Origin of the sequence: Acinetobacter corruptisaponis, assembly GCF_030053775.1 — a bacterium.
In the GTDB taxonomy this organism is placed as follows: domain Bacteria; phylum Pseudomonadota; class Gammaproteobacteria; order Pseudomonadales; family Moraxellaceae; genus Acinetobacter; species Acinetobacter corruptisaponis.
Map to the genome: position 1 here is coordinate 2,211,199 of NZ_CP125669.1, position 21,152 is coordinate 2,232,350.

Below are 21,152 nucleotides of genomic sequence, written 5' to 3' on the forward strand. Positions count from 1 at the left end.
TACACTTTAATAGAGATTTACTGTTCCTGATATAATTTCAATAAATATTGACCATAACCTGTTTTCTTGAAGAAATTAGCTCTAATCAATAACTGCTCTTTATTGATCCAGCCATTGTAAAATGCAATTTCTTCTAAACACGCAACTTTCAACCCTTGGCGATGCTCAATCGTCTGAACAAACTGACTCGCTTCCAACAAAGAATCATGCGTACCTGTATCCAACCAGGCAAAACCACGTCCCAACAATTCAACATTTAGCTCTTGCTGTTGTAAATAAATATTATTTACATCAGTAATTTCCAGCTCTCCGCGATGCGATGGCTTAATATTTTTAGAAATTTCAACAACTTTATTATCGTAAAAATAAAGTCCTGTAACTGCATAATTTGATTTTGGCTGCTCAGGCTTCTCTTCAATACTTAATGCCTTACCTGAAGCATTAAAATCCACCACACCAAAACGTTCTGGATCATTTACATAATAACCAAATACAGTCGCTCCACTTTCTCTTGCTGCTGCACGTAATAACTGTTCACTAAAGTGTTGACCATAAAAAATATTATCACCCAGAATCAAACAGACATCATCATCACCAATAAACTCTTCACCGATAATAAATGCCTGAGCCAGCCCATCAGGCGATGGCTGAACCTTATATGAAAGTTTTAAACCGATCTCTTCGCCTGTACCTAACATTTTTTCATAGTTTGGCAGATCTTCTGGGGTCGATATAATTAATATCTCATTAATACCAGCTAACATTAAGACTGAAAGCGGATAATAAATCATTGGTTTATCATAAATTGGGAGTAACTGTTTTGATGTACCCATTGTGATGGGATATAAACGAGTCCCTGAACCACCAGCAAGAATTATACCTTTACGTTGTTGTTTTGGGTTCATGAAAACAGCTCCTTTAATACTTGTGTTACACCATGCTGCCAACTTGGTAAATGTATTTCAAAATTTTGTTGCAACTTATCCGTATTCAACCTCGAATTCAAAGGTCTTTTTGCTGGCGTTGGATAATCTTTTGTTTCTATAGGATGAACTTTTTTTAATGTAAGTTCATAACCATGTTCCGTTGCTGTAGTAAAAATAAACTGGGCATAATCATACCAATTCGTTTCACCCGCTGGAGCTAAATGATAATGCCCATGCAATTGTTTCTTTTGCTCAGGAGATTGCAATAAATAATAACGAATAGCTTGAGCCGTTACATCCGCAATTAAGGCAGCCCCTGTTGGCACGCCAACTTGGTCATGAATAATATTTAATTCATCTTTAATTTGACCAAGCTTAAGCATTGTTTTAATAAAATTGTTACCACGTGAAGCATAAACCCAACATGTCCTAAAATTAACAAATGCTGTACCACTTTGCTCTAAAGCAATCTCACCATCACGCTTGGTTTTGCCATAAAAATTAACAGGAGATGTATGATCATCTTCTTTCCATGTATTTATACCATTACCATCAAATACATAGTCAGTGGAATAATGTATTAAAAGCGCCTGATATTTTTGACACTCTTCTGCCAAGTGTTTAACCGCTAAACAATTAATTAAATATGCTTGGTCTAAATCAGATTCTGCCTTATCCACAGCAGTATAGGCAGTTGCATTCACTACAATATTCGGTCGAACTTGTTCAAAAACATGTGAAATTGCCGCGAAGTTTGAAACATTGCCACTCAACCCCTCTAAACTCTGTTGGCGATCTAAAGCAATCACTTCGCCAAGCGGCTGAAGCGCTCGCTGCAACTCCCACCCAACCTGGCCGTTTTTTCCTAGCAATAATATTTTCATAACATTAATAACTTAATTGGTTTCTTCTATAGTCTGATACTGTTGTTTCATCCAATTTTGATACTCACCACTTTGAACATGTTGCACCCATTCTTGATTGTTTAAATACCATTCAACCGTTTTACGGATACCTGTTTCAAACGTTTCCTGAGGTTTCCAGCCAAGTTCTCTTTCTATTTTCGCAGCATCAATCGCATAACGTAGATCATGGCCTGGACGATCTTTCACAAAAGTAATTAAACTTTCATAAGGCTGGGCATTCGCTTGTGGTCTCAACTCATCCAGAATCTTACAAATGGTTTTGACCACCTCAATATTCTGCTTTTCATTATGCCCACCAATATTATAGGTTTCACCAACCATACCTTGCGTGACGACCAAATATAATGCTCGGGCATGATCTTCGACAAATAACCAGTCACGAATTTGATCACCTTTACCATAAATGGGTAAAGCTTTACCATCCAAAGCATTTAGGATCACTAAAGGAATCAACTTTTCAGGGAAGTGGTAAGGACCATAATTATTTGAACAGTTGGTCACAATCGTAGGTAAACCATAGGTTCTATGCCAGGCACGTACTAGATGATCTGAACTCGCCTTACTTGCTGAATAAGGTGAACTTGGTGCGTAGGGTGTTGTCTCGGTAAATAAATCAGTTGTTCCATCCAAATCACCATAGACTTCATCCGTAGAAATATGGTGAAAACGGAATCCAGTCTTTCTACTATCATCTAAACTTTGCCAATATTTACGTGCCACTTCCAATAAAGTATATGTTCCCACAATATTGGTTTGAATAAATGTAGCAGGACCATCAATAGAGCGATCAACATGAGATTCAGCAGCTAGATGCATCACGACATCTGGTTGAAATTGCTCAAAAGCTTGTTCTAATTTTAAATCATCACAAATGTCAATCTGTTGAAATTGATAACGAGAATCTCTATTAATTTCTTTTAATGACTCCAAGTTACCCGCATAAGTGAGTTTATCTATATTCAAAACGACATCATTTGTTTTCTGTATAATGTGGCGAACCACAGCAGACCCAATAAATCCAGCGCCACCTGTTAATAATATTTTCATATTTTACCACACACTTATTCAATCAACCATTTTGCTTACTCCAATACATACTTATTGAACTTAAAAACCAATAAAGCGGCAGAGGCTTAGTTAAAGTTTTATAGCTTATTGAAAATAAAGACAAATCTAATTAACAATGAATACATTTCATCATTACTTTATGACCTGGCTTAAAATATTCAATAAGCTTTTAGATATTCAATTTTTCAGCGAATTGGGAGATCACGATGCGGCATAATATAACAAAAACCATCAATTTGTTAGTATGTTTTTATTTCTAAAGACTTAGATGTCATTTAAAAGTTTTAAACTATTTTTTACACAATCTAACCTATCGTTATAAAATATATAGCCTAAAAAGAAGTTATGTTTTTTCTTGGTTTTTAGGATAAAATCAGTGCTATTTAGCTTCCTATCTACTTTCTTGACTGATTACAGTATCAGAAAAAGTATGGCGGAAGATTGAGTTTCAATACCACTGAATAAGGTTTTTTTGTGAAGTATTACCAACTTTTTTCTATTCTTACAATAAGTATCAGTGCTGCAAGCTGTGCAATCACTTCAGGGCTTCAAACACATGATTTACCTGCAGAAGGAAGTTTTCGTACTGAACAAGGTGCAGAAATTACTGTTATTCCTCTTTCCCAGGAAAACATGCCCTCATTAAATTTACAATTTTCACAGACTGCAAATAATTTAGATCGTTTATTTAATACCCTACACCATCAATATCGCTTAAGTTCGGGAGATGTCCTGTCTATCCAGTTATGGGCTTATCCAGAAATAACGCCTCCTCTCCAGGATGGAAACAATACAAAAGGCATTGGATACCCGATTGATAGTAATGGCAATATACAACTCCCACTAATAGGTCAAGTCCATATTGCAGGTAAGACCTTAGCAGAAACCAACCGCTATTTGCGTAGCCAGTTTGCCAAATATTTAAAGACACCAGATGTCATTGTCCGTATCTTGTCCTATGAGGGAAACCGCTACTTTGTAAACGGTCAAGTCATGAGGAGTGGGCAATATACACTTAATGATCAACCTGTTAGTTTGTATACGGCTTTAAGTATGGCGGGAGGCATTAGCCCTGAAACTGGTGACAATACGTCTGTACAGTTGATTCGCAGAGGAGTCACCTATGATCTGAATCTGGTTGCTTTGGAGAAAAGTGGCTTGTCACCCCATAAATTGTTGATCCAGCCCAACGATACTGTTTTCGTAAATACCAAACAAAATCAAAAAATTTATATTCTTGGTGAATCCAGTAAAAATCAGGCGCTTGCTTTACGTGATCAAGGGATGACCTTAAGTGATGTACTCGGTGAAAGTGAAGGCATTAATCCTTATACAGCAAGCGCGGCACGTATTTATGTGATGCGTACTAATCTAAATGATCGTCATTCAACCATTTATCAACTCAACCTTAGTAGTTTAGGCAATCTAGCTTTGGCCAATCAGTTTGCCATGCAAAAAAATGATATTGTCTATATTGATGCAACTGGCCTGACTCGTTGGCAACGTATGATTAATCAGATTATACCATTCTCGAATGCACTTTATAGCTTTGACCAATTAGGTAAATAGACATAGATTGGTCTATTGAATAGTTTAAATACCGTACAAAGCGACAAGTAATTTCTTTAAAATTTAAGATAGTTGTTTCCCTTATGAATCAAAATACACAACTGACCGATGATACAATTGATCTCAGAGAATTATTGTTTACACTGCTGACCCAATGGAAACTTATTGTTTTTTGCACAGTGCTCGCCCTCGTGTGTGCAGCGACCTATCTTAAAGTAGCAAAAAAGACATATTCTGTTGATGCTAAAATTCAAATTATTGATAATAAACAAAATGGGCTAGCTGGATTAAATGCACAACTTGCCTCTTTAGGCAGTCTGGCTGGAGTAAATCTTGGAGGTATGGGGGGAGCACAATCCATCCAGACAGAGATTGAAATTTTACAGTCTCGTTCTATTCTGACAAAAGCCATTCAGGATTTAAACCTTGATGTTCAAATTCAACCTGAACAGTCCCTAATCAACAAATTTCTTAGCGCTGATCAGTTCCAAATCAACTATCAAGCTGATGAAATACAGGTTAAAAATCATAAAACTCAATTTTCTATCCATCACTTTAATATTCCACCACAATATCTCGACCAGAACCTGATTTTAACTTTTCATGGACAAAGCTTTAAGCTTGTATCAGAAAAGACAGGACTAGAAGTATTTAAAGGTACGGTTAATCAAAAAGCGAAACCTGCCACTCTCCAAACCGCATGGGCAATCGACATTAGCAGTCAACAGCCACTCGACGGAAAATATATTGTTCAAAAACAATCTACACTTACAGCAGTCAAAAGCATATTACTCAATTTAAAAGCGGCGGAACTTGCCAAACAAACAGGAATTATTAGCATCAATTATGAGGGTACAGATAAAGCCCATATTATAAAAGTGCTCAATCATATCCTGGAAATTTATCAGGAACAAAATCTGGCAACTAAATCCGCTGAAAAAGAAAAAACTTTGTCTTTTTTAAATCAGCAATTACCAGAACTTAAGAACAATTTGGAACAGGCTGAAAGAAAATTCAATGCGTTCCGTGAAACCCACGGGACCATTGATATTCAGCAGGAATCAGCGCTTTATTTAAAACAGAGTGTTGAACTGGAAACCCAAAAAGTACAGCTGGAGCAGAAACAGGCTGAGCTAGCGGCACAATATACGCCACAACATCCAATGATGCAGGAAATTAATGCACAAATTGGCGTGTTTAATAAGAAGATTAATGAGTTGAATGGTGCCTTAAAGAAACTACCCAACACTCAAAGCCAATATCTGCAATATTATCGCGATGTACAGGTTCAAACCCAACTTTATACAAATTTATTGGGAACCTACCAATCTTTAAATTTGGCCAAAGCAGGTGAAACAGGCAATTTACGTATTCTGGATTATCCTGTAGAGCCGACCAGACCAATTAAACCACGTAAACTCATTATTTTAGTTCTGTCTATTTTTGTTGGTGGCTTTATCGGTATATTAATTGCCTTAATTCGTAATATGTTAAAAACTGGTGTACGCAACCGAGACGAGATTGAACAAACTGTAGGGGTGAAAACCTACGCCGAGTTATCAGAAATCAGCAAAAAAAGTAATGCGTCATTACAGTCACTTAAAACGTTTATTCCAACCCTGACTTTCAAATTACAGCAAAGACAGCATAATGTGACACTTATCTCCAGCATTGTTCCTGATCAGAACCAGAATATTATTGCTCAACACTTGGCACTTTATCTCAGCCAAACAGGGAAAAAGGTATTGCTCATCGATAGTGATCTTTATCGTGGTCAACTCGATCAACTTTTCAATAGTTCTACAAAGACTGGTTTATCCGAATATTTAAGAGGCCAAGCCAATCTGGATCAGGTTATCGTAAATACGACATCTCCGAATTTAAGCTTGATTGGTCGTGGTCAAAGCAGTGATGAGATTTCCATATCCTCTCATCAAACGCATATTGCCCAACTGATCCAGCAGGTCCGAGCTCAATATGATTACATCCTTTTAAGTGCCGCCCCTGTTTTGGCGACATCGGATAGTTTGACCCTTGCTCAGTTTACAGGCTTTAACCTGTGTTTAGTGCAATATGCTCAAACCCAACTCAAAGATATTGAGTTGGCAAAATCTTATTTTGAAAATGCAGGGCTCGAGATTGATGGTCTGATTCTGGATCAGGTACCCGCCTATCAAACCAAGCAGTATCAATATCAGCCAAATTAACCCTATTTGCTGATTATGCTTACAAAACAGGAAGAACCTACCAGCTTCCTGTTTTTTTATTTGAGCAAAACACAAAATCCTCATATAAAAAGCCTGCATTTTTACTGTTCATTATTCTAGCGACTACGCAAGCATGGTAAGATCATTGCCAGGTTTTTATGAAGATTTCATTCTGGATAGTTCAATGAGTAAAGCTTTACCTGTTGTGGTTGCAGTTGTTTTAGCTGGTGCAGCCCTTGTTCCAATTTATTATGCAACTCAACACCCAGCGACTGAGCTAGGCACAAAAGCAGATAAAAATGCGGCACCTGTTGCAAAAATCAGTTATGCGCTAGGTTATGAAGTTGCAAAGCAGACTCCACCTGAATTGGAAACAGGTGCATTTATTACAGGTTTCCGTGATGCACATGCACAAAAGCCTGCTGCCTATACTGAAGAGGAATTACAAGCCGCGTATATGGAATTCCAAAAAGAATTACAACAAAAGCAATTGAACGAGACCAAGAAAGCAGAGGCAACAAGTAATTCATTCCTCACTGAAAATGCTAAAAAAGACGGCGTTAAAACCACTGCTTCAGGTTTGCAGTATAAAATCATTACTGAAGGTACAGGCAAACAGCCTACCGCTACTTCTGTTGTAAAAGTTCACTATAAGGGACAGCTCACTGATGGCAAGGTCTTTGACAGCTCCTATGGCCGTGGTGAGCCCATTGAATTCCCATTGAATCAAGTCATTCCAGGCTGGACCGAGGGTCTACAGCTTATGAAAGAGGGTGGTAAAGCCACACTCTATATTCCAGCAAACCTGGGTTACGGTGCTCAGGGTGTACCTGGTTCTATTCCACCAAATAGTACCTTAATCTTTGATGTAGAACTCATTGCTGTAAAATAACTGATTAATAGGGAGAGCATGTGCTCTCCTTTATTTTGGAAGAAATAATGAAAAAATTAAGCCTTATTTTAATAGCTTCAACTTTTGGTACAGTCCACGCTGCACCAATTACGCTAAAAAGCCCACAAAAAGATCAACTGGGCTATAGTTACGGTTACTTAATGGGCAAAGGCAACGCCGAAACCCTAAAAGATCTGAATATTGAAACTTTTGTTCAGGGATTACAGGAAGCTGTTCAAGGAAAAGCCGCGTCTTTGACTGATGAAGACATGGCAAAGGTACTCAACCAATATAAAAAACGTTTAGAGGCGAAACAGCTGATTGAGTTTCAGGAAGTTGGCCAGAAAAATGAACTTGCTGGTAAAACATTCCTCGCTGAAAATGGTCAAAAGACAGGCATCGTAACCACCAAGTCAGGCTTGCAGTACCAGATTTTGCAGGAAGGCAAAGGGAAATCTCCAAAGGCAACCTCTACAGTTAAAGTAAACTACGAAGGTCGTTTACTGGATGGCACTGTGTTTGACAGCTCAATTGCCCGCAACCATCCAATTGAGTTTAAACTGAACCAAGTGATTGCTGGTTGGACTGAGGGTGTGCAAACCATGAAAGAGGGTGGTAAAAGCCGTTTCTTTATTCCAGCCAATTTGGCCTATGGAGATGTTGGTGCAGGTGATGCAATCGGCCCCAACAGTACCCTGATTTTTGATATTGAATTACTTGAAGTTAAATAGTAAAAAAACCCTCCATCAGGAGGGTTTAGTTTTTTTTAGAGAGGTATTAGGCCCTTAAATGTCTTGGGCGAAAACCTGTTGCCAACAATCCTACAGCATAAGCCACTACCCCAACAACACACAACCCAACCACTTCAGCAATCCGTAACCACTGTGAAATATCGCCCTGATACCAAGTCAGTGCATACCAAAGCGCAGCAATCATGGTCAGGTTGGCAATGGTAAATTGCATTGCCAGTTTTTTCCAGTGAGTTCCAAAGCGATAGATATTGCGTTTATGCAAATAGAAATACAGCATGCCTGCATTGACCAAGGCAGAACCTGAAGAAGCCAGCGCCAAAGCCATATGTTCTGCATGCCAGTCAATCAGCTTAAAGAAACCGATAAACACCACATTTAAAATGGCATTCGCCGCAACCGCCATTAACCCCACACGGACAGGCGTCTTGGTATCTTGCTGAGCATAGAAGCCTGGTGCAAACACCTTAATCAACATGAAAGAAATCACACCAGCACTCATACACTGCAACGCCAATGCTGTCATGTGTGTATCTTCAAGAGTAAATTCACCACGCTGGAACAATGCCTGAATAATCGGCGTAGACAACATAAATAGGGCAATACTTGCAGGAATACCCACCAACATAATGATCTTGGCTGCCCAGTCAATCATACCCCTGAATTTGGCTTGGTCCTGTTCAGCATGACGGGCCGAAAGTGATGGCAGAATCACTGTGCCAATCGCCACACCGATCAAGCCTAAAGGTAGTTCAGTCATCCGTTCTGCGCTATAAAGCCAGGAAACCGAACCATCCTGCATAAATGATGCCCAAATGGTATTCAGCAATAGGTTGATCTGTGTGACTGACACACCAAACAATGCTGGTAGCATCAGCTTTAAAATACGGTCGACACCCTCATGTTTAAAATCAACCTTCGGTGGAATCAGTAGATTCTTTTTCCATAATTCAGGAATCTGGATGGCAAGCTGCAAAATACCCGCAGCCACCACTGCCCAGCCTAACGCCATGATCGGTTCGGCCATATATGGCGTTAACCACCACGCCCCTGCAATCATGGCTACATTTAGCAATACAGGTGAAAACGCAGGTGAGGCAAATGAACCATAACTGTTCAGGATACTGCTGGCAAATGCTGTCAATGACATAAACATCAGATAAGGAATGGTCAGACGGAACATACTGACCGCCAGATCAAATTTCTCAGGATCGTTGTGGAAACCAGGCGCATACAGATAAATAATTGCAGGTGCGGCAACCATCGCCACAAAGGTCAGCAAGGTCATTGCGGTGAGTAAACAGCCAAAGACACGGCTAATCAGGATCTGAACTTCGGCATGGGCACGACTGGTCTTATATTCTGTCAGGACAGGAATAAAGGCCTGGGAAAATGCCCCCTCAGCAAACAGGCGCCGAAAAAAATTGGGAATACGAAAGGCAACGACAAAGGTATCAAAGTCCTTACCCGCACCAAATACGTTGAGCAGCACCACATCGCGTACCAAACCCAAAATTCGGGATAACATCGTCATTGCACTGACAATTACAGTCGATCGCCACAATGCCATCGCACTCACCTACGGCTTATCTTTAAAAAGCGTTATTGTAATGAAAGTTAAAATAGATTTCGTTGTGAAATCATAAATCAGTTGATGTTTTTTCAGATAACAACTGACGGAACAATTGCCAGTCAAAATACAAGCCTGGGTCGGTCTTACGTTTTGGTGCAATATCTGAGTGCCCTGCAATATGGTTCTGAATTTTTGGATAAGTCTGGCGCAGTGTTTTTACTACTTCTGCCAAGGACTGATATTGTTCTGGTTCGAAAGGCAAGTCATCACTACCCTCAAGCTCAATTCCAATTGAGTAGTCATTACATTCTTTCTGGGCCAGATAGCTGGAACGTCCTGCATGCCATGAACGGTCATTAAAGTTGACGAACTGGATGACCTCTCCTGTACGCAAGATCAACAGATGAGCGGAAACCTGCATGCCCTCAATGGTCTGAAAATAAGGATGGATCGTCCAATCCAGTTGATTCTGAAAAAACCGCTGGATATAGCCTCCCCCAAACTGTGACGGTGGCAGGCTAATGTTATGGATCACAATCAACTGAATTTCAGTATTCACAGGACGTTCATTAAAATTGGGAGATGCGATTTGTGTTGCGCCGTGTAGTATTCCATCTTGGACTTTAAATTGTTGCATGCTGAGTCTGATCCACTCACAGTTTTATGTTTCCTATATAACATAACTCAGGTAGATAGCGTTATTGCAACCTATAAGAATCAGCTAAAGCCTCTGCATCCGAAAGTGCATTGTGTGGAACTTGAGAGGGAAATCGAATTGTTCCCGTCCATAACTCCAGAGTTAAAGGCGGTATTCGCATTGCTCGCCCTGCCCCAAGCACAAGACTACGGGTAAATAATGATAAATCTTCTGCCCAATCCGCAATTACATGAATTTCATCATATTCATTCAAAAATAAACCTAATTTATTTTGAAATTCGGTGAATGGAATCGATGCTTGAGCAAGTATGGGCATCACATTTACAGCCACCCAAGCCATTGGTTGAGGACAATCTAAAACCTCATAAAAATAGTGACCCTCTTCATCAACCAATGCCATTGAAATCAGTTCACCACCAAAGCCATTAAATTCGCAGTCTAAATAGAGGTTCATCTTCTTTTACATTACGTTTAACTGTCCAATGAAAACCCCTAACCTAAACATAGATTAGAGGTCTAAGTCTATTTATTGATTGAGCAATTCAGCAATTTTTTTGGCTTCTAAGACCTCTTGGTAACTAAAATATTTTGCCGAAATATTTTCTGGAAGATAACCTTTAGGGCGTTCAGTATCAAATTCCTTACCATGATAACTTTGTTTAAAATCACCATTTTCTGTATAAACCGCATACCTCGGTCGAATACCTGTCCCTGTTTCACCAAATCTCACTTGATCAGTGGATTCCATATTTTCCAATACAATCTCAAGAAATATACCTAACTTATAAATAGGATCGCCCCAAATCATCATTTTCTCCTTTAATTTAGTTTCCAAGATGAAATAAAAATCAATGTAAAAACTCTATTAATTTTGGTTTTCACATATATGAATACAAACGAGAGGGCGAGAAGTTAAGCGCAAAATGTAATTTTTTGTAATTAAAAATATAACTTATTGATATTAAAAATTTTTAATTTTATAAAAATCACCAAAATTGATCACTTATTATCCACAATTTTTAAAGCATTTTCGTGAACTAATTTTAGTTTTCACGTTATATTTACACTTTCATTTTAGCCTGTGATGACATACCCTTTTTTATCAAGAGAATGCTAAGATAAGCCCCAAGTTTTTTGGTCAACATCTACTGGAAATCGTATGAGCATCCCACAATCTTTGCTTGAACAATCTATTCAAATCAATATTCAGCAAGCATTACAGGAAGATATTGGGGACGGCGACATCACTGCCCTGCTCACACCAGCGGATGAACAGGCCACTGCGACCATTATTAGCCGTGAAGAGATGATGTTGGCAGGACAACCTTGGGTCAATGCATTGATTCAGGCTTATGACAATACCGTTCAAGTCACTTGGTTAAAACAAGAGGGTGAAGTGGTTGCAGCCAATGAAGCATTTTTAAAGCTTGCTGGTTCTGCCCGTAGTCTTTTGACAGTAGAACGCCCTGCATTGAACTTCATCCAAACCCTGTCTGCGGTGGCAACCAAAACCGCAAGTTATGTAAAACAACTCGATGGTTTACATACCAAACTATTGGATACTCGTAAAACATTACCAGGCCTGCGTATTGCGCAAAAATATGCGGTTGGTATCGGTGGCGGACAAAACCACCGTTTAGGTTTGTTTGATGCATTCCTGATCAAGGAAAACCACATTATGGCGGTAGGTGGAATTGCTCAGGCAATTGCCAAAGCCCATGAGATTGCCCCAGGAAAGCCTGTCGAAGTTGAAGTCGAAACTTGGGATGAACTGAATCAGGCACTGGAAGCAGGTGCAGATATTGTGATGCTGGATAATTTCAGCCAGCAACAAATGATTGATGCCGTGAAACACGTTGCAGGACGTTGCAAACTGGAAGCATCAGGCAATATCACCATTGAGAACCTACGTGAAGTTGCCAGCACAGGGGTTGACTACATTTCGATGGGCGTATTGACCAAAGATGTGAGAGCTGTTGATTTATCCATGCGTTTTAACGGCTAGACCTGTTCGGAATCATCTTCCTCTATAGTTGTTTTATCTTTAGCCGAAGCATCTGCAACCTTTGGGGTTTCAGATGTCTTGAGCTGTTCAGTCCAAGCTGACTTGGCTTCAGTTGAATCAGTTGGACGTGGATCAGCTGCCATGAGAACGAAAGTCACTGCGGTAAGAAATACTAAAAAAACCTGTAACATGATTATCCCTATTTATTGTTCCTGTTTGATTTGCTTAATCTAACAGGGCAAAGTGAGATGAATTTGCTGGCTTTGTTACAACATACGCAGACTAAGTGAATTTATGTTGAGGATGATGTCTTTCTGTCCATTTTTATTCCCTATGTAAATATACAATCCAAGTCATTCAATTTATGAAAAGAATAAATACCTGTAACGATGGAAATTATTTTTGAAGTTGGTTTTCATATTATCAGTGCTATCTTTCGCTTTATCTTGGTCTTGGTAAATATCCTCTTAGACATCATTGTTGAAATGGGAGTTCGTGCGACAGGCTATGGAATTGTTTACTGTTATCGCTTTGGGCAAAATGTCGATATAGACAGTTTTGAAGTCATTTTGATGGGATTTCTCTTTTGGCTTGGGCTTATTCCATTCAGCCTTTATATTTTTGTATTCAAATAACAATCATTGGACAAAAAAAAGGCGGTCTAAAGTAGCCAGACCGCCTGCACTATCAACTGGAAATTACCAACCGAGTGCCTGCTGTTGTTTCTGAATCAGTTCTGCGATTCCTTTTTCTGCAAGCTCCAACATGGCATTACACTGGCTACGGGTAAACGGCTTGTCTTCTGCCGTTCCCTGAATCTCAATAAATTCACCAGCCTGTGTCATCACCACGTTTAAATCCGTTTGGCAATTTGAATCTTCTTCGTAGCAGAGGTCGAGTAAAACCTCGTCCTGATACATCCCCACCGAGATGGCTGCCACCAGACCTTTTAACGGGTCCTGTTTAATTTTCTTGTTGCTGAGCAACACATTCATCGCATCAACCAGTGCAACCGCCGCCCCTGTAATTGCTGCGGTACGCGTACCACCATCCGCCTGAATCACATCACAGTCGATGGTGATGGTGTTTTCACCGAGCTTTTTCAGGTCAACCATTGCTCGTAAACTACGACCAATTAAACGCTGGATTTCCTGGGTACGGCCTGTCTGTTTTCCCCGTGCCGCCTCACGATCACTTCGTGTATGCGTTGAACGCGGTAACATGCCATATTCCGCAGTGACCCAGCCTTGCCCTTGTCCTTTCAAAAAGCGTGGTACTGAGTTGTCAATACTCGCTGTACACAACACCTTGGTATGACCAAATTCAACCAAAACTGAACCCTCTGCATAGCGGGTATAGTTACGGGTAATTTTTACCTCACGTAACTGGTCTAATGTTCGTTGGTCAATACGCATAACAATTCCTCAATCCTATGGCACAATATGTATTGCGCCATAGTATAAGGCTTTTCAGCTCAAGGATTGTGTATTTAAGCGAATTTAAACTTAGCTTTAAACTTACTAACTGCCTGACTCAAGTGTCCACGTACATCATTTGGCAATGAACATTTCGCCAAAGCCACCCACACAGTACCAAACTGTTTCATAAAGTTGGCTTCGTTATAATTGATGCCATATTCAGCACATAAAGCACGGATTTGTGGGGCAACTTGTTCATAACGATTGGCAGGCATATCAGGGAACAAGTGATGCTCAATCTGGTGGCTCAAATTACCACTCATAAAGTGCATCCATTTACCGCCCGTAAAGTTACTTGAGCCACGAATCTGACGTAAATACCACTCTGCCTTGGTTTCCGTTGCAGTATTGTCAGGCTCAAAAATTTCTGCGTCTTCAGTAAAGTGACCATTAAAAATCACCGCAGAAGCCCAAAGATTACGCATAATATTTGCGACTGCATTGCCCGCCAATACAGGAATAAAGTTGATGGTCGCAATCGCAGGGAAGAACACATAATCTTTTAGCGTCTGGCGAGTTGCCTTTTTACGAAACTCGGCCGCATCTGCCCAGACTTGTTTCCAGCTTTTGGTTTTATGGATAATCGCATCTTCCAAATGCAGGTTTTGCACACCCACATACCATTGGAAGAAGAACATCAATTGTAATGCCAACGGAATATTCAATAAGTTTAATGGCATCCATTCCTGTTTTTCACTGACACGCAGGATGCCATAACCAACATCATGGTCTTGCCCAATAATATTGGTATAAGTGTGGTGCATATAGTTATGGGTATAACGCCAGTCATTACCTGAACAGGTATTGTCCCAATCGTAGTTTTCGCCACGCAAACTTGGGTCATTGAGCCAGTCAAATTGACCGTGCATTACATTATGTCCAAGTTCCATATTTTCCACGATTTTAGACACACCTAGCATGGCTGTCCCCACCAGCCATACAGGTGGAATCCAGCCACCAAACATCAACATGCCACGAGATGCGATTTCGGTATAACGCACAAAGTTACGTACTTTGTAGATATATTTTGAGTCTTCTTCACCCAAATTTTTCATCACGTTTAAACGGATTTCTTCGACACGGCGACCAAATTCCTGAACTTGTTCAGGGCTTAAATGTGCTGATTTTGATGCTGATTTTAATTCTACTGCCATATTCATAATCGTATTCCTTTAATTCTGAGTAACGCTGGGTTTATAGGTCAATGGTCACAGGACTAAGTGCCTGACTGACGCACAATTTAATGGCTTGGTTAGGTTGATCATCAATTTCACCTGTAAGCAGGTTTTTGGTGACACCACTGACCTTGGTACAACTACAGCGATTACATACCCCCATACGGCAGCCGTGTTGCGGACGTAATCCTGCTTCTTCTGCGCTACTCAATAAATTTGTGGTCGCAATAAACTCTTGTTGCGCTCTGCGGAAACTAATTGGTTGCGCTTCACTGCTCTGCTCAATTTGAACAGGCTGGAAAAATTCCTGATGAAAATTCGATGCAGCATTGCATTGTTGATAAATCTCCTGCGCCTGACGCATCATGGCATGGTGACCACAGGCATAGGCTTGCATGGTTTGAAAGTCAGGCACTCGTTCCGCCAAAAGTTCAACCGTTAAATGCTGCTTCTGTTGTGTGGTATTAAAAAAATGATACTTCACTTGTGGATACTGCTCTGCTAGAGCCGCCATCTCGCTATGGAAGATTTCGTCACGGTTAAAATACACCACGTGAACTTCTTTTAAATTCTGTGCAATAGCTTGTTGTAACAGTGAATAAATCGCTGTAATCCCCGAGCCTGATGCAATCAATAATGCAGCTTGTGATCCTTGATGCAGAACAAAATCACCTTGCGCCTGTGAAATCTCAAGACTATCACCCACATGCAAAAGTTGCGCTGCGCTTGACACCAAGCCCTGTACTTTAATGCCCAGACGAATTTCGCCTTGTGCGGTCACATCAATAATTGAGTAGCTACGTTGATGATAAACCCCGTGAATCATCAAGGTAAGCAAAATACTTTGACCTGCACGTACCGCAGCGATATCAAAGTTTTTGTTTGGTTTTAAAGTCAATAAAACCATATCTTTACTTAAAGACTGTACCCCAGTCACTTCAGCAAGGATGCGTTTCCATGCAAAAGTCGGCTTGATTTTCTGTAAGATAAAATCAACAAAATCTTCTCTAACCCAATGTGGCTGATAGCTTAACTGTGCGTTCATAAGTTCCTCGTTTTGTATCTGGCTATTTATCTTGAGTGAACGTATGTTCATGTAGTGAACATATGTACACTATATTTATTTGTGTTCACTGAGTCAACACTTGTTCACTAATTTTTTGAATATTTTTTATTCTTTTTTATAAGTGGCTAAAAATCATGAAAAAATAAGTGATTTAAACTTGATGCTTTTTGCCCAGCCACAACACCCTGGTTTTGGACAAGCAGGAATCTGTCTTATTTAGCAATGGTTGGGACTAAAAAAGTTTTGTTTTTTTTGCTAGACTCTGCTGTATGGTTTTAATGGAACTTATTCATGTCGATTAGAGATGAACGAAAACAACAGAGTCGGCAGGCTCTACTGGATGCAGCACTTCATCTCAGTACCTCTGGGCGCTCATTTAGTAGCATTAGTTTGCGTGAGGTGGCTCGCGAAGTTGGGTTGGTGCCAACGGCGTTCTATCGTCATTTTCAGGACATGGATACATTGGGACAGGAGCTGGTCGACCAGGTCTCGCTACATTTAAAAAGCCTAATCCATCAATTGGGACAAAGCTATCTACAGCATGGCGGAAGCGCCAAAACCCGTACCAGCATTGAACTGTTTGTACAGGCAGTCAACCATAGCCCGCAGCAGTGGCAATTCATGATTGCTGAACGCTGGGGCGGTTCTGAGACGGTAAGAATCGCAATCGCACGGGAAATTGAGTTTTTGATTGAGGACCTTGCCATTGATTTGTGCAAGCTTGAAACCTTTAAGCACATTAAAGAGTCCAAGGACCTGCAAGTGCTATCCACCATCCTGATCAATATGTCATTTACATGGGCGATGACCTGGATCAACCTCCCGAAACAGTTCACGATTGATCATTTATTAGAACAACAGAACCTGTTTATTGACAACGCGGCGACTCAGGTACGCTTATTATTCCGTGGCATCTCCAACTGGGAACCACAAAATGCCTGATCATATCTAGGCCATGGTTTGATATATAAAAGCATTGCCTAACGTTGTTATGCGTTAGACAATAGTGCGATGCCGTTTAGAACACTATGAGGAGCTATAAGCACCATGAATCCTGATCGTCATACGCAGTTCTTAATTCGTAAAGAAAAAATTTTGCAGGTTGCGGAAAAGCTATTACTCGAAAACAACCAAGAAATGACCCTGGATGAACTGGTTGCCGAACTGGACATTGCCAAAGGCACCTTGTACAAACATTTCCGCAGTAAAAATGAGCTGCTACTGGAACTGATTATTCAGAATGAAAAGGAAATTCTCAAAATCTCGGATCGATACAATACCGATTTCAAGGAGTATGCCCCACGCTACATGCTGCATCACTTAACCGCGCCAAGCCGCACCATCCTGCTGCATCAACTCGAAGAACATCTCACCATGACCGAGTCAAAGCTGAAGCACCTGTTTGATGAGTTGTATGCGGTTCGCCAGCAACGTATTGTTTCACTAAAAGAGATGACCGAGAAATATTTAAAGTCACTTAACTATGATATGTCGATCCGTGATTACCTGTCCTATATCTGGTCCTTGACCTACGGTGCCGCCCTATTGCTTAACTCAAGCTATTACCAGCGTTCAATTGGTTCCCGCCAGAAGCTGATCAACCTCTATGTCAGTCAGGCGCTGTCACTACCGACCCAGACGGTACAGATTGATTTAAAAGAGTTTCAACTGGAACAGTCCTAAAATAAAAAGGACTGTATTGAACAGTCCTTTTTTACGCTACAAACCAGTAAATTACTTACCGCCCTTACGTTCTTTTTCAAGCAGATAGTCAACTACCTGGGTTACCTTGCCATCTTCACCCTGCACCACATATTTGCCTGCGACCACCACGGCTGGCACACCCGTCAACTGGTATTGCTGTGCCAACTGATTAGATTCAGCCACTTTTGCAGTGATCGGGAATGAATTAAACATGCTGTTGAACTTCTGCTCAGGCACACCATAGTTTGCAAAGAATTTTGCCTGTGAAGCCTGGTCAAAAATCTGCTGACCGCCATCATGGATGGCGTGGAACAGTGGAATATGGGTTTTCTTACGCACACCCAGTGCCTCTGACACATAGTAGCCACGGGCACCCTGTTCCCATACCTTGTTCATTGCCGCTGGGGTACGCAGGAAATAGACATCTTTTGGAATTTTCTTTAACCATGCCTGCATGTGCGGTTCAAGCTTGAAGCAGTGCGGGCATCCATACCAGAAGAATTCACGTACTTCGATTTGGCCTGCTGGCGCCGCGGTCTTACCTGGGTTGGCCACCACGGTATAGTCCTTGCCAGCAACAAAATCAGCAGCCATTGCATTCATTGAAAACGCCATTACAACTGCACTTAAACCACTTAATACTAACTTTTTCATTGAGTTTGCTTTTCCTCTAAGCATTTTTCGTAAGTTTATATGCTAAATATAAAACAAACACGACCAATTCGTTTTGCTTCTGTGAAGTTTTTTATTGGATTTATCGCTTTTTTTTCCAGAATCGCTACACTACCAACAGATTAAACCAAAATAATCATCCTAATATGAATGAGGTGACACCATGTCGCAGTTGAATGTTGACCCACAGGAAATCGCAAAATTTGAGGCCTTGGCTGCCAAATGGTGGGATCAGCATTCCGAGTTTCGCCCCCTGCATCAAATCAATCCGTTGCGCTTAAACTGGATTGATGAGCGGGTTGGTGGACTGGCGGGCAAGAAAGTGCTGGATGTGGGCTGTGGTGGTGGTATTCTGGCGGAAAGCATGGCACGCCGTGGTGCCAATGTGCTGGGTATTGATATGGGCGAGGCACCACTTGCGGTGGGCCGTCTGCATGCACAGCAGGACAATGTACAGAATATTGAATATCGTCAGATTCCAGTGGAGCAACTGGCTCAGGAACAGGCAGGACAATACGATGTCGTCACCTGTATGGAAATGATGGAGCATGTGCCTGATCCCGCTTCCATCGTCAAGGCTTGCCAAAGTTTAGTTAAACCAGGTGGTCATGTGTTCTTCTCCACCATCAATCGTAATCCCAAATCCTACTTGTTTGCGATTATCGGTGCGGAATATGTGCTGCGCCTACTGCCAAAAGGCACCCATGACTATCATAAATTCATTCGTCCTTCTGAAATGGCACATGATATCCGCAATGCGGGCTTAACCCTGAAAGAAATGACGGGCCTGCATTACAATCCGATCACCAAGCATTACTGGCTGGCACCCAATGTTGATGTCAATTACATGGTTCATACAGTCAATACAGGTGCCTAATGAAAGCGGTTTTATTTGATCTTGATGGTACCCTGATTGACACAGCGGCGGACTTTGTCCGTATTATCCAGCAAATGTGCCGTGATGAGCAGCGTCCTGTGGTGGAGGCGGAAATCATCCGAACCCAGGTGTCTGAAGGCGCACGTGCGATGGTCAAACTGGTTTATCCTGAAATGGACGTAACAGACCCAGTATTTTTGGCGCATCGTCAGCGTTTTTTGGATATCTACGGCGATAAAATCGTAGTGGATACTGATTTATTTACAGGCATGTATCCTTTGCTTGAGGAACTCGAAGCGAGTCAAATCCCCTGGGGTATTGTCACCAATAAACCGCGTGGTTTAAGTGAATTGTTGCTGGCCGCACTAAACCTGACCGAACGCTGCGCGGTACTGGTGTGTCCAGAGGATGTCAGCAAAACCAAGCCTGACCCTGAACCGATGTATTTGGCGGCGAAACAGTTGAATCTGGAGGCCAAGGACATTATCTATGTGGGTGATCACCCACGTGATATTGATGCAGGGCGCAATGCGGAGATGTACACGATTTTGGCGGCCTATGGTTACCTGCCTGTTGAGTCCCGTGATAACCTGCTGGCATGGCAGGCCGATGCGATTATTCAAACCGTGCCTGAACTTCACCAACTGTTAAAAAATAAAATCGCGGTTTTAGCCGAAAATCAGGGTATGATGGGCTAAGCATACGAGATAACAATAGGAGGTATAACAATGAAATATTCAGAATATCAACCTCGTCCAGACCTGCTCAAGGATCGCATTATCCTGATTACAGGTGCAGGTGATGGAATTGGGCGTGCCGCTGCTATTAGTTATGCCTTACATGGCGCTACGGTTGTGCTTCATGGTCGTACCCTGAACAAACTCGAAGTCATCTATGATGAAATTGAGGGACTGGGTGCACCACAGCCTGCCATTCTGCCCTTACAGCTTTCAACCGCCTCCAGCCATGACTATGAGCTTCTGGTCAATACACTGGAACAGCAGTTTGGCCGTTTAGACGGTATCCTGCACAATGCGGGCATGCTGGGTGACCGTGTTGAACTGGCGCATTATCCAATTGATGTCTGGGATGACGTGCTGTCCGTCAACCTGCGTGCGCCTTTTGCCATGACACAGGCACTGCTTCCACTGCTGCAAAAATCGGCACACGCCTCGGTGGTGTTTACCAGTTCCAGTGTGGGACGTGAACCGCGTGCGCTGTGGGGTGCCTATTCAGTCTCCAAGGTGGCTACGGAAGCCATGAGCAAGATTTTTGCCGCGGAGAATAGCTATCCAAATATCCGTTTTAACTGCATCAATCCAGGGGGCACACGCACCGCCATGCGCGCCAAGGCCTATCCTGATGAAGACCCGAAAGTGCTGCCAACAGCTGACGAGATTATGCCTGCCTATCTTTACCTCATGGGTGATGATAGTCTTGACATGAATGGTCAGAGCATTGATGCGCAGGCCTAGGTTTTCAGCATCAACCAACAATGGGCCTGCGTGTCACAGCCCATCGTTTTTAAAGGGGAACTGGGGAGAATCTCCATCTTTTTAATGGAATAATTGAGGGTCTGTTGGTATTTCACAGATGCTTGCGACAGA

Annotated in this window: 23 protein-coding genes; 11 read left to right on the top strand and 12 right to left on the bottom strand. The window is 41.4% G+C overall.

Annotation, left to right across the window (positions count from 1 at the left end; translation table 11 throughout):
* Window positions 1-17: 17 nt before the first annotated feature.
* The 3 genes from rfbA to rfbB are packed head-to-tail and all read right to left on the bottom strand — an operon-like array spanning window position 18 to window position 2,899.
* Window positions 18-905 (bottom strand): glucose-1-phosphate thymidylyltransferase RfbA, encoded by an 888-nt coding sequence (rfbA, locus tag QLH32_RS10500; RefSeq protein WP_283266187.1) that lies wholly within the window; start codon window positions 903-905, stop codon window positions 18-20.
* Window positions 902-1,810 (bottom strand): dTDP-4-dehydrorhamnose reductase, encoded by a 909-nt coding sequence (rfbD, locus tag QLH32_RS10505; protein ID WP_283266188.1) that lies wholly within the window; start codon window positions 1,808-1,810, stop codon window positions 902-904. The genes rfbA and rfbD overlap by 4 nt, the downstream gene beginning before the upstream one ends.
* A 12-nt stretch (window positions 1,811-1,822) precedes the next feature.
* A complete protein-coding gene (rfbB, locus tag QLH32_RS10510; protein WP_283266189.1) occupies window positions 1,823-2,899 on the bottom strand; it encodes a dTDP-glucose 4,6-dehydratase in 1,077 nt (358 codons plus the stop codon).
* A 495-nt stretch (window positions 2,900-3,394) separates the two neighbouring features.
* On the opposite strand from rfbB, the gene QLH32_RS10515 reads away from it, so the two are divergent.
* The 4 genes from QLH32_RS10515 (at window position 3,395) to bamJ (QLH32_RS10530) (ending at window position 8,319) form a co-directional block, all read left to right on the top strand.
* Window positions 3,395-4,489: a polysaccharide biosynthesis/export family protein gene (locus QLH32_RS10515; RefSeq protein WP_283266190.1), complete on the top strand. Its 1,095-nt coding sequence runs from the start codon at window positions 3,395-3,397 to the stop codon at window positions 4,487-4,489.
* Between the two features lie 83 nt (window positions 4,490-4,572).
* Window positions 4,573-6,696: a GNVR domain-containing protein gene (locus tag QLH32_RS10520; protein ID WP_283266191.1), complete on the top strand. Its 2,124-nt coding sequence runs from the start codon at window positions 4,573-4,575 to the stop codon at window positions 6,694-6,696.
* 184 nt (window positions 6,697-6,880) lie between these two features.
* Window positions 6,881-7,588, top strand: coding sequence for a BamJ family beta-barrel-assembly machinery protein (gene bamJ / locus QLH32_RS10525; protein ID WP_283266192.1), 708 nt, complete (start codon window positions 6,881-6,883; stop codon window positions 7,586-7,588).
* 47 nt (window positions 7,589-7,635) lie between these two features.
* Entirely contained in the window at window positions 7,636-8,319 is a 684-nt protein-coding gene (gene bamJ, locus QLH32_RS10530) for a BamJ family beta-barrel-assembly machinery protein (protein ID WP_267981870.1), read from the top strand.
* 46 nt (window positions 8,320-8,365) lie between these two features.
* On the opposite strand, the gene murJ is transcribed toward bamJ (QLH32_RS10530), so the two are convergent.
* From murJ to QLH32_RS10550, 4 genes are all read right to left on the bottom strand, one after another.
* Entirely contained in the window at window positions 8,366-9,916 is a 1,551-nt protein-coding gene (murJ, locus tag QLH32_RS10535) for a murein biosynthesis integral membrane protein MurJ (protein ID WP_283266193.1), read from the bottom strand.
* 61 nt (window positions 9,917-9,977) lie between these two features.
* Window positions 9,978-10,547: a 1,6-anhydro-N-acetylmuramyl-L-alanine amidase AmpD gene (ampD, locus tag QLH32_RS10540; RefSeq protein WP_283266195.1), complete on the bottom strand. Its 570-nt coding sequence runs from the start codon at window positions 10,545-10,547 to the stop codon at window positions 9,978-9,980.
* A 61-nt stretch (window positions 10,548-10,608) separates the two neighbouring features.
* On the bottom strand, window positions 10,609-11,022 hold the full coding sequence (locus QLH32_RS10545) for a hypothetical protein (RefSeq protein WP_283266196.1): 414 nt from the start codon (window positions 11,020-11,022) through the stop codon (window positions 10,609-10,611).
* Between the two features lie 72 nt (window positions 11,023-11,094).
* Entirely contained in the window at window positions 11,095-11,376 is a 282-nt protein-coding gene (locus tag QLH32_RS10550) for a hypothetical protein (RefSeq protein ID WP_283266197.1), read from the bottom strand.
* A gap of 351 nt (window positions 11,377-11,727) precedes the next feature.
* Here QLH32_RS10550 and nadC point away from each other — a divergent pair, with 351 nt between their 5' ends.
* Window positions 11,728-12,573 carry a carboxylating nicotinate-nucleotide diphosphorylase gene (gene nadC, locus QLH32_RS10555; protein WP_283266198.1) on the top strand — a complete coding sequence of 282 codons (846 nt, stop codon included), beginning with the start codon at window positions 11,728-11,730 and terminating at the stop codon, window positions 12,571-12,573.
* On the opposite strand, the gene QLH32_RS10560 is transcribed toward nadC, so the two are convergent.
* On the bottom strand, window positions 12,570-12,764 hold the full coding sequence (locus QLH32_RS10560) for an ABZJ_00068 family colistin stress protein (RefSeq protein ID WP_283266199.1): 195 nt from the start codon (window positions 12,762-12,764) through the stop codon (window positions 12,570-12,572). The genes nadC and QLH32_RS10560 overlap by 4 nt on opposite strands.
* A gap of 198 nt (window positions 12,765-12,962) precedes the next feature.
* Between QLH32_RS10560 and QLH32_RS10565 the strand changes: the two genes are divergently transcribed.
* The gene (locus QLH32_RS10565; protein WP_283266200.1) at window positions 12,963-13,208 is read left to right on the top strand and encodes a hypothetical protein; all 246 of its coding nucleotides are present in this window, start codon (window positions 12,963-12,965) and stop codon (window positions 13,206-13,208) included.
* Window positions 13,209-13,271: 63 nt separating this feature from the next.
* On the opposite strand, the gene rph is transcribed toward QLH32_RS10565, so the two are convergent.
* The 3 genes from rph to QLH32_RS10580 form a co-directional block, all read right to left on the bottom strand.
* Window positions 13,272-13,988, bottom strand: coding sequence for a ribonuclease PH (rph, locus tag QLH32_RS10570; protein WP_279960850.1), 717 nt, complete (start codon window positions 13,986-13,988; stop codon window positions 13,272-13,274).
* A 74-nt stretch (window positions 13,989-14,062) separates the two neighbouring features.
* Window positions 14,063-15,211 carry a fatty acid desaturase family protein gene (locus QLH32_RS10575; RefSeq protein ID WP_432442283.1) on the bottom strand — a complete coding sequence of 383 codons (1,149 nt, stop codon included), beginning with the start codon at window positions 15,209-15,211 and terminating at the stop codon, window positions 14,063-14,065.
* 34 nt (window positions 15,212-15,245) lie between these two features.
* Window positions 15,246-16,271: a ferredoxin reductase gene (locus QLH32_RS10580; RefSeq protein WP_283266201.1), complete on the bottom strand. Its 1,026-nt coding sequence runs from the start codon at window positions 16,269-16,271 to the stop codon at window positions 15,246-15,248.
* Window positions 16,272-16,583: 312 nt separating this feature from the next.
* Between QLH32_RS10580 and QLH32_RS10585 the strand changes: the two genes are divergently transcribed.
* Complete coding sequence (locus tag QLH32_RS10585; RefSeq protein ID WP_267981879.1) at window positions 16,584-17,234, top strand: TetR family transcriptional regulator; 651 nt, start codon at window positions 16,584-16,586, stop codon at window positions 17,232-17,234.
* Between the two features lie 105 nt (window positions 17,235-17,339).
* Window positions 17,340-17,975, top strand: coding sequence for a TetR/AcrR family transcriptional regulator (locus QLH32_RS10590; protein ID WP_283266202.1), 636 nt, complete (start codon window positions 17,340-17,342; stop codon window positions 17,973-17,975).
* A gap of 51 nt (window positions 17,976-18,026) precedes the next feature.
* Here the strand turns inward: QLH32_RS10590 and QLH32_RS10595 are convergent, their stop codons facing one another.
* Window positions 18,027-18,650: a thiol:disulfide interchange protein DsbA/DsbL gene (locus tag QLH32_RS10595; RefSeq protein ID WP_267981881.1), complete on the bottom strand. Its 624-nt coding sequence runs from the start codon at window positions 18,648-18,650 to the stop codon at window positions 18,027-18,029.
* Window positions 18,651-18,831: 181 nt separating this feature from the next.
* On the opposite strand from QLH32_RS10595, the gene ubiG reads away from it, so the two are divergent.
* From ubiG to QLH32_RS10610, 3 genes are read left to right on the top strand one after another with little or no spacing between them, the layout of a single operon-like run.
* Window positions 18,832-19,545, top strand: coding sequence for a bifunctional 2-polyprenyl-6-hydroxyphenol methylase/3-demethylubiquinol 3-O-methyltransferase UbiG (gene ubiG, locus QLH32_RS10600; RefSeq protein WP_279960854.1), 714 nt, complete (start codon window positions 18,832-18,834; stop codon window positions 19,543-19,545).
* Window positions 19,545-20,243, top strand: coding sequence for an HAD family hydrolase (locus tag QLH32_RS10605; protein WP_283266203.1), 699 nt, complete (start codon window positions 19,545-19,547; stop codon window positions 20,241-20,243). The genes ubiG and QLH32_RS10605 overlap by 1 nt, the downstream gene beginning before the upstream one ends.
* Before the next feature lie 30 nt (window positions 20,244-20,273).
* A complete protein-coding gene (locus QLH32_RS10610; RefSeq protein WP_267981884.1) occupies window positions 20,274-21,020 on the top strand; it encodes a YciK family oxidoreductase in 747 nt (248 codons plus the stop codon).
* Window positions 21,021-21,152: the final 132 nt, after the last annotated feature.

Excerpts from the sequence above, each read along its gene's own strand:
- rfbA (WP_283266187.1), bottom strand. The coding sequence starts at position 905 with ATGAACCCAAAACAACAACGTAAAGGTATAATTCTTGCTGGTGGTTCA.
- rfbD (WP_283266188.1), bottom strand. The coding sequence starts at position 1,810 with ATGAAAATATTATTGCTAGGAAAAAACGGCCAGGTTGGGTGGGAGTTG.
- rfbB (WP_283266189.1), bottom strand. The coding sequence starts at position 2,899 with ATGAAAATATTATTAACAGGTGGCGCTGGATTTATTGGGTCTGCTGTG.
- QLH32_RS10520 (WP_283266191.1), top strand. The coding sequence starts at position 4,573 with ATGAATCAAAATACACAACTGACCGATGATACAATTGATCTCAGAGAA.
- bamJ (WP_283266192.1), top strand. The coding sequence starts at position 6,881 with ATGAGTAAAGCTTTACCTGTTGTGGTTGCAGTTGTTTTAGCTGGTGCA.
- bamJ (WP_267981870.1), top strand. The coding sequence starts at position 7,636 with ATGAAAAAATTAAGCCTTATTTTAATAGCTTCAACTTTTGGTACAGTC.
- ampD (WP_283266195.1), bottom strand. The coding sequence starts at position 10,547 with ATGCAACAATTTAAAGTCCAAGATGGAATACTACACGGCGCAACACAA.
- QLH32_RS10545 (WP_283266196.1), bottom strand. The coding sequence starts at position 11,022 with ATGAACCTCTATTTAGACTGCGAATTTAATGGCTTTGGTGGTGAACTG.
- QLH32_RS10550 (WP_283266197.1), bottom strand. The coding sequence starts at position 11,376 with ATGATTTGGGGCGATCCTATTTATAAGTTAGGTATATTTCTTGAGATT.
- nadC (WP_283266198.1), top strand. The coding sequence starts at position 11,728 with ATGAGCATCCCACAATCTTTGCTTGAACAATCTATTCAAATCAATATT.
- QLH32_RS10560 (WP_283266199.1), bottom strand. The coding sequence starts at position 12,764 with ATGTTACAGGTTTTTTTAGTATTTCTTACCGCAGTGACTTTCGTTCTC.
- QLH32_RS10565 (WP_283266200.1), top strand. The coding sequence starts at position 12,963 with ATGGAAATTATTTTTGAAGTTGGTTTTCATATTATCAGTGCTATCTTT.
- rph (WP_279960850.1), bottom strand. The coding sequence starts at position 13,988 with ATGCGTATTGACCAACGAACATTAGACCAGTTACGTGAGGTAAAAATT.
- QLH32_RS10575 (WP_432442283.1), bottom strand. The coding sequence starts at position 15,211 with ATGAATATGGCAGTAGAATTAAAATCAGCATCAAAATCAGCACATTTA.
- QLH32_RS10580 (WP_283266201.1), bottom strand. The coding sequence starts at position 16,271 with ATGAACGCACAGTTAAGCTATCAGCCACATTGGGTTAGAGAAGATTTT.
- QLH32_RS10585 (WP_267981879.1), top strand. The coding sequence starts at position 16,584 with ATGTCGATTAGAGATGAACGAAAACAACAGAGTCGGCAGGCTCTACTG.
- QLH32_RS10590 (WP_283266202.1), top strand. The coding sequence starts at position 17,340 with ATGAATCCTGATCGTCATACGCAGTTCTTAATTCGTAAAGAAAAAATT.
- QLH32_RS10595 (WP_267981881.1), bottom strand. The coding sequence starts at position 18,650 with ATGAAAAAGTTAGTATTAAGTGGTTTAAGTGCAGTTGTAATGGCGTTT.
- ubiG (WP_279960854.1), top strand. The coding sequence starts at position 18,832 with ATGTCGCAGTTGAATGTTGACCCACAGGAAATCGCAAAATTTGAGGCC.
- QLH32_RS10605 (WP_283266203.1), top strand. The coding sequence starts at position 19,545 with ATGAAAGCGGTTTTATTTGATCTTGATGGTACCCTGATTGACACAGCG.
- QLH32_RS10610 (WP_267981884.1), top strand. The coding sequence starts at position 20,274 with ATGAAATATTCAGAATATCAACCTCGTCCAGACCTGCTCAAGGATCGC.